At 32.8% G+C, this 232-nt stretch carries 1 pseudogene; it reads right to left on the bottom strand.

Annotation, left to right across the window (positions count from 1 at the left end):
• Positions 1 to 26: 26 nt before the first annotated feature.
• Positions 27 to 232, bottom strand: a pseudogene (locus ACY2RS_RS15980) (hypothetical protein); the annotation flags it as partial.

Raw genomic sequence — 232 nt, 5'->3', positions numbered from 1 at the left:
TTGGTTCCGTCCATACCAGACAGTGCCTAATTATAATCTTTAATGACGACTCTTTTTTCTTCGGAAATTTCCGAAGGACTAAAAGAAAAGATACGATGTACAAATACGTGAATAGGAGTTCTTGTTTGTGGAATAAGCATCATTGCTAAGAGTACCACAAATAAGATATTTCCTGTATTCTTTTTCAAAAAAGAGAGCAGTCCATAAAAATAAGGTTTTAAAAAAAGAAAGG

This window comes from Patiriisocius sp. 208BN25-11, assembly GCF_058147145.1.
The sequence above is the reverse complement of the archived record's forward strand: the minus strand, read 5'-3'. Positions and strand labels throughout refer to the sequence as shown.